Annotated in this window: 12 protein-coding genes; 2 read left to right on the plus strand and 10 right to left on the minus strand. The window is 61.4% G+C overall.

The window, feature by feature from the left end; genetic code table 11:
- Positions 1-36 precede the first annotated feature (36 nt).
- The 6 genes from AC1RQ5_RS20040 to AC1RQ5_RS20065 form a co-directional block, all read right to left on the minus strand.
- On the minus strand, positions 37-990 hold the full coding sequence (locus AC1RQ5_RS20040; protein WP_493201222.1) for a 2-hydroxyacid dehydrogenase: 954 nt from the start codon (positions 988-990) through the stop codon (positions 37-39).
- 83 nt (positions 991-1,073) lie between these two features.
- Positions 1,074-1,766, minus strand: a complete 693-nt coding sequence (gene rplA, locus AC1RQ5_RS20045) for a 50S ribosomal protein L1 (protein WP_493201224.1) — start codon at positions 1,764-1,766, stop codon at positions 1,074-1,076.
- Between the two features lie 6 nt (positions 1,767-1,772).
- Positions 1,773-2,201, minus strand: a complete 429-nt coding sequence (gene rplK, locus AC1RQ5_RS20050; RefSeq protein WP_398484288.1) for a 50S ribosomal protein L11 — start codon at positions 2,199-2,201, stop codon at positions 1,773-1,775.
- A gap of 244 nt (positions 2,202-2,445) precedes the next feature.
- A complete protein-coding gene (nusG, locus tag AC1RQ5_RS20055) occupies positions 2,446-2,976 on the minus strand; it encodes a transcription termination/antitermination protein NusG (RefSeq protein WP_493201227.1) in 531 nt (176 codons plus the stop codon).
- 13 nt (positions 2,977-2,989) lie between these two features.
- A complete protein-coding gene (gene secE, locus AC1RQ5_RS20060; protein WP_211909060.1) occupies positions 2,990-3,181 on the minus strand; it encodes a preprotein translocase subunit SecE in 192 nt (63 codons plus the stop codon).
- A gap of 311 nt (positions 3,182-3,492) precedes the next feature.
- Entirely contained in the window at positions 3,493-5,607 is a 2,115-nt protein-coding gene (locus AC1RQ5_RS20065; protein ID WP_398480396.1) for a hypothetical protein, read from the minus strand.
- A gap of 268 nt (positions 5,608-5,875) precedes the next feature.
- Here AC1RQ5_RS20065 and AC1RQ5_RS20070 point away from each other — a divergent pair, with 268 nt between their 5' ends.
- Entirely contained in the window at positions 5,876-7,039 is a 1,164-nt protein-coding gene (locus AC1RQ5_RS20070) for a GGDEF domain-containing protein (RefSeq protein WP_398480398.1), read from the plus strand.
- 193 nt (positions 7,040-7,232) lie between these two features.
- Complete coding sequence (locus AC1RQ5_RS20075) at positions 7,233-7,544, plus strand: hypothetical protein (RefSeq protein WP_493201230.1); 312 nt, start codon at positions 7,233-7,235, stop codon at positions 7,542-7,544.
- Positions 7,545-8,152: 608 nt separating this feature from the next.
- On the opposite strand, the gene AC1RQ5_RS20080 is transcribed toward AC1RQ5_RS20075, so the two are convergent.
- From AC1RQ5_RS20080 to AC1RQ5_RS20095, 4 genes are all read right to left on the minus strand, one after another.
- Positions 8,153-9,085, minus strand: a complete 933-nt coding sequence (locus AC1RQ5_RS20080; protein WP_493201232.1) for an SDR family NAD(P)-dependent oxidoreductase — start codon at positions 9,083-9,085, stop codon at positions 8,153-8,155.
- Positions 9,086-9,150: 65 nt separating this feature from the next.
- Positions 9,151-9,675 carry a TetR/AcrR family transcriptional regulator gene (locus tag AC1RQ5_RS20085; protein ID WP_493201233.1) on the minus strand — a complete coding sequence of 175 codons (525 nt, stop codon included), beginning with the start codon at positions 9,673-9,675 and terminating at the stop codon, positions 9,151-9,153.
- Between the two features lie 252 nt (positions 9,676-9,927).
- The gene (locus AC1RQ5_RS20090; protein ID WP_493201235.1) at positions 9,928-11,010 is read right to left on the minus strand and encodes an MBL fold metallo-hydrolase; all 1,083 of its coding nucleotides are present in this window, start codon (positions 11,008-11,010) and stop codon (positions 9,928-9,930) included.
- An 83-nt stretch (positions 11,011-11,093) separates the two neighbouring features.
- Entirely contained in the window at positions 11,094-12,122 is a 1,029-nt protein-coding gene (locus tag AC1RQ5_RS20095) for an NAD-dependent epimerase/dehydratase family protein (RefSeq protein ID WP_493201237.1), read from the minus strand.
- Between the last annotated feature and the right edge of the window lie 77 nt (positions 12,123-12,199).

Raw genomic sequence — 12,199 nt, forward strand, 5'->3', positions numbered from 1 at the left:
CCGACAAGGTGCCGAGCATGCTAGCTGTCCTCAGAGTTACGCCTTCACGGAATATGGCAATGCGTTGCCCGCATAAAACGCGTCGAGATTGGCGATCACGCAATCCTGCATGGCCACATGCGAGTCGAGCGTATGGCCGCCTATATGCGGGGTCAGCACGACATTCGGAAACGCCGTCAGCGCGTCCGGTGCATGCGGCTCCTTCTCGAACACGTCGAGGCCGGCACCTGCGATTGTCTTGCTTTCAAGCGCTTGGACCAGCGCCGCCTGGTCGATTACCGAGCCGCGCGAGATGTTCACCACATAGCCATCCGGACCGAGTTTCGTCAGCATCTCGGCATCGATGATGTGATGCGTTTCCTTGCCGGCGCGCACGGCGACCATCAGCACGTCGCACCATGCGACCAGTGCAGCGAGATCCGGCTCGTAACGATATGGCAGGTCGTCATATTTGGTGCGGTTGGTATAGGCGACATCGCACTCAAACGCGGCAACACGCGACGCGATCTTGCGGCCGATCTCGCCCATGCCGTAGACGCCGACCTTGCGGCCGGGATTGCCCGGCTGCGGCGCCATCAACGGCGACGGTTTTGCGCCGGACCAACCGCCCTCGCGCACGTACTGATCCGCAGGAATCACGCGCCGCGTCGCCGCCAGCATCAAGGTCAGCGCGAGATCGGCCACCGAGGCGGCATTGGCGCCGGGGCTGTTGCCGACCACGATCTTGCGCTCGGCGGCGGCCTCGAAATCGACGCCGTCATAGCCGGTGCCGTAGCAGATGATGGCGCCGAGCGCCGGCATCATGTCCATCACCTCGGCCGGCAGCAGCTGACCTCCGGCGGTGATCATCGTGCGCACATCCTTCAGCTCGTCTGCCGAAAACACACTCAATGGCGGCTTGCCACCGGCATCGAGGAGGTCGAAGCGCTCGCCGATGCGCTTCATCTGGGCCTTCGGAAAACGCGAATAGATCAGGACCTTTTCGGCCATTTGCTCATTCCTGCTGCGGTCAAAAGAAAGGGCGGGATCAGTTGCCTGATCCCGCCCCGGTTTCTTGCAAGCCTTGTTCCGGCTTAGCTGAGCACGGTGTTCGGCTCAACCTTGACGCCCACGCCCATCGACGAGGACACGGCCACGCGCTGGACATAGGTGCCCTTGGCGCCAGCCGGCTTCGCCTTCACGACGGCGTCGGCGAGAGCCTTGATGTTCTGCACCAGCTTGGCTTCGTCGAACGATGCCTTGCCGACGCCGGCCTGGATGATGCCGGCCTTCTCGACACGGAATTCGACCGAACCGCCCTTGGCGCCCTTCACGGCACCGACGACGTCCATGGTCACCGTCCCGATCTTCGGGTTCGGCATCATGCCGCGCGGACCGAGCACCTTACCGAGACGGCCGACCAGCGGCATCATGTCGGGGGTGGCGATACAACGGTCGAAGTCGATCTGGCCGTTCTGGACCTTCTCGGCCAGGTCTTCCGCACCGACAACGTCGGCGCCGGCAGCCTTGGCTTCCTCGGCCTTTGCACCACGGGCGAACACGCCGACGCGCAGCGTGCGGCCGGTGCCGTTCGGCAGCGAGACGACGCCACGGACCATCTGGTCAGCGTGGCGCGGATCGACACCGAGATTGATCGCGACTTCGATGGTCTCGTCGAACTTCGCCTTGGCGCGTTCCTTGACCATCTTGATCGCTTCATCGATCGTGTACAGCTTCTCGCGATCAACGCCTTCGCGAATAGCCTTCAAACGCTTTCCGATTGCCATGATCGATTACCCCTGGACCTGGAGACCCATCGAACGGGCAGAGCCCTCGACCATCTTCATGGCCGATTCGATGGTATCGCAATTAAGATCGTTCATCTTCTTCTCGGCGATCTCGCGAATCTGCGCGGAGGTCACCTTGCCCGCGACATCGCGCCCAGGAAGCTTCGATCCGGACTGGATCTTGGCGGCCTGCTTGAGGAAGTGAGACATTGGGGGGGTCTTGAGGGCGAAGGTGAACGAACGATCGGCATAGATCGTGATCACCACCGGAATCGGGGTGTTCTTTTCTTCCTTCTGCGTCTGCGCGTTGAACGCTTTGCAGAATTCCATGATGTTCAAGCCGCGCTGACCAAGCGCTGGACCGATCGGGGGCGAAGGATTCGCCGCACCGGCCGGCACCTGAAGCTTCAGGTATCCGGTCACTTTCTTTGCCATGTGTTACTCCTGTTGTGCCGGCGATGCCGGCGGTTTCAGGTTTCGTGGTGCGGTTCAAGTGCGGTTGGCAACCGCCCTCTCCTCCCACGCCTGGTACTCCCTCTCCCCGTTCTTACGGGGAGAGGGTTGGGGTGAGGGGCAGCCACACGCGAGATCGCCTGTGGAGAGCCCCCTCACCCGAACCCTCCACGATGCTGCGCATCGCGGCGGCTTCGACCTCTCCCCGCAAGCGGGGAGAGGTAAACTAAACCTTCTCGACCTGACCGAATTCCAGTTCGACCGGCGTTGCGCGGCCGAAGATCGACACCGCGACCTTCACGCGCGAACGCGCTTCGTCGACTTCTTCCACCACGCCGGAGAACGATGCGAACGGGCCATCGGCCACCTTCACGTTCTCGCCGATCTCGAACGAAATCGATGTCTTCGGGCGCTCCACGCCTTCCTGCACCTGATGCAGGATGCGCATGGCTTCAGCTTCCGAAATCGGCATCGGCTTGTTCTCGGCGCCGAGGAAACCCGTGACCTTCGGGGTGTTCTTGATCAGATGGAAAGCTTCGTCGGTGAGCTGCATCTTCACCAGCACATAGCCGGGGAAGAATTTTCGCTCGGCTTCCATTTTGCGGCCACGACGGACCTCGGTCACCTTTTCGGTCGGGACCAACACCTGCTCAAACAACTCTTCGACGCCACGCTGCTTCGCCTGCTCCTTGATGGATTCGGCGACCTTCTTTTCGAAGTTCGAATAGGCGTGAACGATATACCAGCGCATGCTCATGATTCAGGTCCGTTTAGCGAATGCCGAGCAAGAAGGTCACAAGCAGGCGAATGATCTGATCTGCCGCGAAGAAGAACACCGACGACAGCGCCACCATGATGAACACCATGATGGTGGTGATGGTCGTCTCGCGACGCGAAGGCCACGTGACCTTGTTGGTCTCGGTGCGCACTTCCTGCAGGAATTTGAACGGGCTGAAAGCCATCGTTAGGTGATCCGCATCCGTCGTGAGACGATTGAATAGTTTCAGGAATCCAGACAGCCCTCTTGCGCCCGATCCATCACCGAAGGAACCAGAAGCACCTTCGTCGTGGATGAGCCGCCAAGCGAGCTCGTTTGTCTGGAGATCGAAGCCGCGTCGGAAGTCCGTGATACGGGCCGACAGCGAGTGGCGCTTTGTATGGCGACAACGCGAAAAGGTCAAGAACGCCAATGGGGACGGCTGGAACCCGCCCGTCCCGCCCCGTCGTCGTGACAGGAATCGCTAAATCCAAATATCTATATGATATCATTCATCTATTTTCGAACCACCGACCGGACATGCCGGACCACGTGATCGGCCACGATCGCGTGCCCTTCGGCGGTCGGATGCACCGCCCCGCTATACATCGCCGCATAGACCGGCTGCAGGATATCGAACTGGGTGAAGCCCGGCGAATGGACATTGGCGGTCAGGAACGCGTCATTCGGGGTCCGGAACAGGCGCCAGCGCGATGCATAGGGCAGATAGGCAGCCGGCGAGTAAGGCGTGAATTCCTCCTTGCCGAACCAGCGCCGCGGCATGGCCATTGCCTCGCCGTCGGCCTGTGGCCGTTTCGGATCCCGCGCGCAAAGGCCGCGCCTGGTGAACTCCGCCTGGTGATCGGTAATCAGCCGGAAACCGGTCCCGGCGCCGGTCGCCAGTGTCGGGCACCCGGCCCCACGCCCATTGGTGATGCAGGCGGTGCGGGCGAAGAAGTCGTTCAGGAAGCTCACCGTCTCCGCCAGCCGCTCGCGCGACAGCGACAGTTTCTTGTGCACGTCGAGGCCGAGCGTCGGCTGGGCGCCGCACATGGCGCCAGTCTCGTCGAATTGAATTGGCTCATAGGCGGTCTGCAGCACATTGGCCGGCTGCACGCCAAAACCGTCACGGAGCGCGTCACGCAGCGCCACCATGCGCTCGTCGAGCTGCTCCATATAGGCGCGCGACACCTGCGGCGAAAAGCGGATCTGCTTGCCGAGCAGGTTGGCGATCGGCGCGAGATCACCGGCCGAGTCCGTCATCGCGTAGACCATCAGGGGCGAGAAGCCGACATCATTGCCGCCGATGGACAGCAGCAGCGTATCGATCGGCCGCTTGCGCTCGGACGGTGCGCACCAGGCCTTCGAGACCGGTGTGTTCGCCACCTGCACACTGCCGCTGGCATAGGTCGGCAGATTGTAGGTCGCCCGCTGCGTGCGGCCTTGCGGCGTCCTGCAGATCAGGTCGGCAAGCTGATCGAGTTGCGAGCGCACCATCGCATTGCCGGCCCCCTCGCGCGCTTTCTTCTCGAGGAACAGGCCTTCGGCTACTTCCGCGCCGGTGCAGGCCAGACTCACAAGCGTCACCGAGCGATGCGGATTTTCCATCGCCATCTGCAGGCCTACGCGGAACGGATAGCCATATTGCGAGCGGTGGCAATCCGGGCTCAGCCAGCGCGCATTGGCGGCGTTGAACGCCTTGTCAAATTGCGCCGACGCGAGCGGGAAATACAGCTCCTGTTCTTCGTCCGAGAGTTTTCGCCGCGGCAGGTTCTTGTAGTCAAAACTTCCTGCGGGCGCTGCCGGCGTCAACTTCTGCAGCGACTTGCTGGTGCTGCGCGTCGCCATCTCCTCACGCATCAGCGTCGGATCATAGACCATTTCGCGCACGGCACTGAATGTCACCGGCACATCCGGATTGCTTTCGCCGGATGCAAAGGAATCGCCGAGCGCAACGATGAACAGATCCTCGACGGCGACCTGTTCGCTCAATGTCCGGCCGCCGGGCAAGGCAACCTGCACCGCAGCCCCCGACAGGTTGCGATCGACCGAGAATGGCAGCCGATTGATCTTCAGCGGCGTCGCACAGGATTGCGTGCGCGTTTCGGCCTTGCTGCCGGGCCGTCGTGGCGTCCAGCTCCAGGCGCAATCACCGGCACCGGCTTCCGCGACGCGCTCCGGCGCCAGCCGGATCACCACCGTATGCGCATCCGGCAGCACATAGTCTTCCTTCGCCGTGCCCCAGGAATAGCGGCGGTCGCACGTTGCCAGATAACGGCCCTGCCGGCTGTCGTAGCAGACCGCGTCGATGGTCTGCGCCGCCCAGCCGAGCCGCGAACGATTGTAGCCGGCGCGCGCGGTGTCGGCGCAACTCGTGAGACTGGTCTTGTCGATGCAATCGGGATCGTTCAGCCGCCGCTCGGTGCGCCACACCACATCGGTGGGCGGCAGCAAGGCCTCGTTGCGCGCCGCGGGATAGCCCCGCTCATACATGGCGAAAGACGCGGCGTTCTTGAAGAAGCGGAACGGGCTTTCCACCTGCCAGAGCAGGTCGGCAGCATAGGCGCCTTGGCCATTGACCGACACCAGCAACGCCGTGGCCCCCACGACGAACGTCACGAGCAATTTCATTTTGATTCCCAAGATCACGCAGCCACTGATCTGTCGCCCTGACGGTAAATCAGGTTCATCGCCGCGACGGCGCGCCACAGGAACAACCGCGCAGTTCCGCAGATGGAACATGCACTCTGCTATTGAAACAAATTGCAGGCCGTTACCGGCAAAAGCATTAACCAGCCGGCCAATCGTGCGCATTCCTGCACATCATGACACCACCATTGGTTGACGAAACAATCGCCTTAAATGGTTTGTATGGGAGTGTCGGCGCGAGATCAGAATCATGGTCATCATGTTGCCTGCCGCCAGTATCCGGACGTCCCCCAAAAACACCGCCATCAGCGGTGACGCACCTGCGCAGCCACCGCGCCGGGTTGCCCAGCGTCGGCCGGCCTATATCGCGCAAGCGGTCAGCTATGTCATCGATGCCGCTATCCTGTTCGCCTATGCCAGCATCGGCGTCACCACGGTCACCACGGGTCTCGTTTATCTGACGCTGCGGCTTGCGGTGGTCGGCGTCGCCTTCTTCCTCTCGGAAACCCGCGTGACGGATCGGTTGAGAGACCATTATCTGTTCGTCCCGCTCAGCCTGGTCAGCATCACCATCCAGATCGGCGCGATCTACCTCGTGCCGCAGATCGGATTCTATTTCATTGCGATCATCTTCGTCGTGCTCGGCTTCGGCGCGCTACGGATGTCCGCGAAGCAGACGGGCATCGTCTGGGCCTATGCCGCCATCGGCCTCGCCGTACTGTTTCTGCTGACAGACAAACCGATCAGCATTCCCATGGGCGATGAGACCGAGCGCGCGCTGGCGCTGGCTTGTTTCGTCAGCACCCTCGCCCGCTGCGCCGGTGCCGGGCTCTATGGCTCGTCCATGCGCGAGCTGCTCTATCGCCGCAGCAATGATCTCGCCGCCGCCAATGCGCGGATCGAGGAGCTGGCGCAGCTCGATGAACTCACCGGCGCTTATAATCGCCGCTATATCATGAAATGCCTTGGCGACGAGATTGCGCGGATTCAGCGCGGCGCCCATTGCTGCTGCGCCCTGATCGACCTCGATCACTTCAAGCGCATCAATGATCGCTTCGGCCATCCCGTCGGCGATGAGGTACTGCGCCGTTTCGCAGCCTCGATCTTCGCCAATATCCGCATGGTCGATAAACTTGGCCGCTATGGCGGCGAGGAATTCCTGCTGGTGTTGCCGGACACCAACACCGATCAGGCGCTACAGATCGTCGAACGCCTGCGCGGCACCATCGCCGAGCTCGACTGGTCCGCGATCGCACCCGACCTCACGCTCACCCTCTCCGCCGGCCTCAGCGAGATCGCTTCCAACGACACGCCGGAAGACCTGCTCGCCCGCGCTGACCGTGCGCTGTATCGCGCGAAAGATGCCGGCCGCAATCGCGTGCTTGCGGCAGCACAGCGACGCCGGTTTGGCTGAGTGAAATAATCATTCAAAAATATTATGCGCTGCACGCGGTGTGCGGCTACGCGCGCGCCGGTGTACAGTTACGCAAATTCCCGAACACGCGCGACTACTAAGGTTAAACTTTTCATCTGATTGAAGCCTTCGCGTTCACTCGCTCTCATCCATGCGTGCGCAGCAAAGCGCACGTCTAGACAGGAGAAAACGCATGAAGAAACTTGCAACTATCGTTGTTGTGGCGGCTTCGCTCGCGAGCCCGCCCGTCTTTGCCAAGGGTCTCAATCTCGGCATCGGTGCCGGGGTTGGCGTTGCGACCTCGGGCCTTCTCAACACGGCAATCGCCGTCAATCCGTCTGTCGCGGTCGGTGTCGGCGGCACCGGAACCGGCACGGGCGGCGCGGCAGCTGGCGTGGGCGTGAATGTGGGCGCAGCGGTCAGCAAGTCCGGACTGCTCGGTGGCCTGTTGAGCAAGGGTCTCACCGTAGGCGTCGGCGCGAGCGCCGCGGCCTGCGGCTGCTGATCCCGAACTAAACCTCTCCACTAACAAAGATGTGGGCGGGAAACCGCCCACATCACTTTGCATGCGTCAAACGTCTTGCAGCCAAACGCAAAGCGCCCGTCTATCGGCAGTCATCTGCCGACAGACGGGCGCTTTTTCTTCATCGTCAATGATATTCGTGCGGATCGTCCAGCGACACCCACACAGACGCCAGCAGCGACGCCCCGATGAACGGTACGAGACAAAGTCCAAGTCCGGCCCAGATGACGATCAATGCTGTAGTCATGTTCGTTACTCCCGCATGCTTTGATTTGCAGGGAGTTTGGGCGAACCCGGCAGGAGTGTGTTAACGGCGTTTACGAGCCTACCACCATACGCATCGATATGCCGTTTACGTTAAACACTGCGACTTTCCGGCACTACCACGCGCGCCATGCAGCGTCTGGAACGTCGCGGCGGCCGAGCGACCAATGTTGAAGTCATGCGCCCAGGTGGCACGGCCGCGCAGTGTGAGGATTGCATCGTTCAACGCGAAAGATTTGTCGCTGCGCAATCCGAGTTCGCTACGCGTCGCGCGTAATAACTCCTCCCCTTGAGCATTCAGAGGAGGGACTTAGAACTGGTGCGATTCAGCGAGCCTGAATGTTTGAGAGGAAGGCACGGGTTTCGTCGACGACGCGATCCTGAAACTTGTGGTCCTGCACCAGCGGAGAGCCCTGCATGGAACGACCGCCTTCGTCGTAGTAGATGCCGGTTTGGTCAGACGGATTGACCAGTATTTGGGTCAGCACGCGTGCGGCGCGCTTCGGAGTGCTCAGAATTTTGAGGAAGGGCATGAACAGCGGCACCAGCAGCGGAATGACATAGGCTTGCACCAGGCGCATGGTGACGCCGAGATCGGCGCCTCCAAGACCTGTCGTCGGATTGAAGCCCGGCTCGACCGCGATGAACTGCAGCCGGGATGTCTCGCGGGAGAAGGCCAGCGCTGCCGCGAGGATCGCCTGCTTGGACGTGGCATAGGCATCGAAGCCAGGCTTCGCGGAGCCACCCTGTTGCCATTCGCCCCGCGCACTTGCCTCCACGGAAATAAAGCGGCCGCCACGGAATCCGGCCGCGACGGCGGGCTTGCGGCCGGGGTCTTCGACGGCGGACACAACGAAAACGACCTTGGCGCCATCCGGGAGAGTTGGCACCAAGGCCTCCGTCAGCGCGAACGGACCAAGGTGGTTGGTCGCGAACGAAAGGTCCCACCCGTGCGGGGTTTTCGCAGGTTGCGTCAGCATGACGCCGGCATTGTTGACGAGGCCCGTGATCGGCAAGCGCAGCGCAGCGATCTCGCCAGCCGCTTTGCGCACGCTCTGCATGTCCGACAGATCGCACACCACAGACATGGCGTGTCCGCCGCTCAGCTCGATGGTCCCTTGCAACGCATCGAGCTTGCGCGGGTCACGTCCAACCAGAACGACGGTGCCATGTTTGGCAAGCTCAAGCGCGGTTTCGCGGCCAATTCCTGAGGTCGGGCCGGTGACGATGTAGGCCGGCAATTTCGGAAGCGACGTCATTGAGTTATCTGGCACCACATTCTCCATAAGTGTTTGGCTAGTCAGTCATTCAACGGACAAAAAAATCAGGCGATCATGCGCCATACGGCGTCGAATGCCGTCTTGCTGTGGGCGTCCGCGTTGACGGGATCCCGCGCCATCAACCCCATTGTCGCCTCGGCGACGCCCATCACAAGGGTGGCAACCAGGGCGATCGGTGCCTTGCGCATCGGTCCGTCGGCACAGCTTTGTTCAAGCAGTTTTGCGAGTGGCGCAAACGCGTGGTCTCCGTCCTTACGGCTCTGCGGTGTGATGTCGTCCGACACGCCCAGGATGGCCAGCACACGCCGTTTCTCCGGCTCCGAGACCGACCATCGCAGCCAATGCGACCACGCATGGCGCATCTGCTCGCGAAGCGCGCGATTGATCGGAAGTTCGGCCAAGGCGAATGCCGCAGCCTCCGTTTTGAGTTCGACATAGAGTGCGTTCAGCAGCTCGGTCTTGGTGTCGAAATAGGTGTAGAGCGACCCGCTGGCGACACCCGCCTCTTTGGCGATCAGAGCCGTCGGCGCGCTCAAGCCCTGAACGGCGATCACACGGACGGCCGCCACCAAAATCGCCTTGCGCCGATCATCGCTCTTTGGTCTTGCCATGACATCAGCAATATAGATGACTGGTCAGTCAGTCAATAGCATCGACGCCGAAAGCCCAACTGCCTGCATACGCGACCGGGAATTGCCGCAATGACCGACCGTGGCATGTCGACACTGACCGAAATCGCTGCCTCCTTCGAGGTCGCGACTTCCAAAAGTGCACATCGTAGCTCCCGAACATTGTCTCAGGTGTCAGTGACCTAGACGAGCTCACTTCGAGGTCGTTAAATGCAGACTCTCGCCTGGAAGGAACGTCGAAAAGCGTTGCGGAGACGTAGCGGTGCGCGTGAGCGCCTCTGTCAATGTCTGACGGGGATCGTCATAGCCCTCATTGCTCAATTGAAACGTGCCCCAATGATGGGCGATCGCCCGCTGCGCGCCGCAGAGTCGAAGCGCCTCGACGGCCTCGTCCGGATTCATGTGTTGCTCCTTCATGAACCAGCGCGGTGCATATGCGCCGATCGGAAGCAGCGCCAGCCGCAATTGCGGATGTGCCTGACCGATGTCACGGAAGCTGGAGCCATCGCCAAAACCAGAGTCTCCGACGAAATAGACTCCACCACCAGGCGCATCGATCACAAAAGCCGCCCATAGGGCATGTCGACGGTCGGTAAGTCCACGTGCCGACCAATGTTGCGCGCGTCGCAGGGTGACGACGACGCGCGGGTTCAGGCGAAAGCTGTCACCCCAGTCGCCACTTTCGACGGCGATCGAACTATCGGCCTGGCGAATGACGGCATCATTCCCCAGCGGCACGATGATGCGCGGCTTGTCACGTTTCCAAAGCTTGCCGACGGTCACAAGGTCCATGTGATCATAGTGATTATGACTGATCAGGACGGCGTCGATACGCGGCAAGTCGTCGAAGGCAATTCCCGGCGGTGCGTGCCGCTTTGGCCCGGCGAAGGAGAAAGGACTGGCGCGCTGTGACCGGACCGGGTCGAGGAGGATGTTGACTCCATCGATCTGGACCAGAAATGACGCGTGGCCCACGAACGAAACGCGGCAATCTCCATTGTTGACACGGGCGGGCGGCTTATCCGGCGCCATTCGTGGTAATTCGTCTGGCCAAGCCGTCGCATCCGATCCCATGCGCCATTTGAGCACATCGACCAGTCCCTGATCTTCGTTCGGGCTACCTGGATTGAAAAATCGCACCCCATCGAAATGATCGCTGACGGGTCCTCGATAATAGGAGCTTTGACTTGCCAGTGCCGTGCGCGGCAATGCGCTGGCGGCGAGACCCGCCAGGCCTGCGAGCAATCGGCGGCGTGATGTTGGAAAGCCCGTCATCGTTCTCTCTGCTAAATTGAAGGCCTCTCGGAGGCCGCCGCATGCGTCCGCTGTTCAGAACAGGAGGACGCGTTTGTCCCGGCTCAGAATGCGCGCGGCGGCGTGGTGGCGACCGGAGCGGACATGTCCGAAATGCCGCGTGCCCATGACATTGTCGGCGCGTATTGCAACTCCCGGCGGGCCTTGTCCGTGCTGACCGTGAACGGCTTTCCGATCAGTTGAAGCATCTGGCGCGTGATCGGCGGCTCGCCCTTGAGGCGGAGCAGACGCCAGACAAATCCCATCACGCCGGCAAGCCGCCACGCCATCGCGAACGAGACGGCCTTGTCAGCGGCCTTGACGTTCCTCGTCGCCAGCAGACCGCCCATCACGCTCTTGAGCGTGCCGGTTTCGGCATCCGCCACGAAGTAGGCCTCGCCTCCGCGGCCGTGATCCGCCGCAAGCAGCAGCGCCTCGACGAGATTATCGACGTGACAGGTCGATATCGCCTGGGTCCCGTTCTCCACCCACTGCCACTGCCCGGCCTTCACGGCGTCAATCATCTGATCGAGCATCGGCATGTCAGGTCCCCAGATCATCGGCGGTCGGATGGCAATCGTCTCGAAGCCGGCGCGGCGACCATTTGCCGACAGCAGCACCTTTTCCGCCTCGGCTTTGGATGAGCTGTAGGGCGCAAAGTCCCGGCTTTGACGCGGGGCGGTCTCGTCCACTGCCAGGAACGGCTTCGGATCGCCCATCACCACCGCGGCAGCACTGACGGCCACCAGCTTCCGGACGGATGAAGTCGCGACCGCAGCCTCCACGATGGTCTTCATCCCGTCGACATTGACGAGGTCGAATTCGGAGCGCGGTCCCCACATCTTGAAATGGGCAGCGACGTGGAAAATCACATCGACGCCCATGAGACCAGCTTCCAAAGCGGCGCGATCGCCCAGTTCCCCGCGCACTGCTGTTGCGCCCGCATCCGTGACCGCCTGCGCAGCCTTCGTGCTGCGGGCCAGGGCCCGCACCTGCCAGCCCCGTTGGATCAAGGCACCAATGAGTTTGCCGCCCACAAATCCGGAGCCGCCGGTGACGAAAGCAACCCGTGCCTTGGAGGTATTTTCATCCATTTCAATACTCCGGAAACAATTTTCAAAGAACATATTATGTTATTTGTTCGTTGTGTCAATATGCGGCTTTTGGGATA

It is taken from the genome of Tardiphaga sp. GW821-FHT12E02 (assembly GCF_058807155.1).

Excerpts from the sequence above, each read along its gene's own strand:
- rplK (WP_398484288.1), bottom strand. The coding sequence starts at position 2,201 with ATGGCAAAGAAAGTGACCGGATACCTGAAGCTTCAGGTGCCGGCCGGT.
- AC1RQ5_RS20040 (WP_493201222.1), bottom strand. The coding sequence starts at position 990 with ATGGCCGAAAAGGTCCTGATCTATTCGCGTTTTCCGAAGGCCCAGATG.
- AC1RQ5_RS20070 (WP_398480398.1), top strand. The coding sequence starts at position 5,876 with ATGGTCATCATGTTGCCTGCCGCCAGTATCCGGACGTCCCCCAAAAAC.
- secE (WP_211909060.1), bottom strand. The coding sequence starts at position 3,181 with ATGGCTTTCAGCCCGTTCAAATTCCTGCAGGAAGTGCGCACCGAGACC.
- AC1RQ5_RS20080 (WP_493201232.1), bottom strand. The coding sequence starts at position 9,085 with ATGACGTCGCTTCCGAAATTGCCGGCCTACATCGTCACCGGCCCGACC.
- AC1RQ5_RS20075 (WP_493201230.1), top strand. The coding sequence starts at position 7,233 with ATGAAGAAACTTGCAACTATCGTTGTTGTGGCGGCTTCGCTCGCGAGC.
- AC1RQ5_RS20095 (WP_493201237.1), bottom strand. The coding sequence starts at position 12,122 with ATGGATGAAAATACCTCCAAGGCACGGGTTGCTTTCGTCACCGGCGGC.
- AC1RQ5_RS20065 (WP_398480396.1), bottom strand. The coding sequence starts at position 5,607 with ATGAAATTGCTCGTGACGTTCGTCGTGGGGGCCACGGCGTTGCTGGTG.
- rplA (WP_493201224.1), bottom strand. The coding sequence starts at position 1,766 with ATGGCAATCGGAAAGCGTTTGAAGGCTATTCGCGAAGGCGTTGATCGC.
- AC1RQ5_RS20090 (WP_493201235.1), bottom strand. The coding sequence starts at position 11,010 with ATGACGGGCTTTCCAACATCACGCCGCCGATTGCTCGCAGGCCTGGCG.
- nusG (WP_493201227.1), bottom strand. The coding sequence starts at position 2,976 with ATGAGCATGCGCTGGTATATCGTTCACGCCTATTCGAACTTCGAAAAG.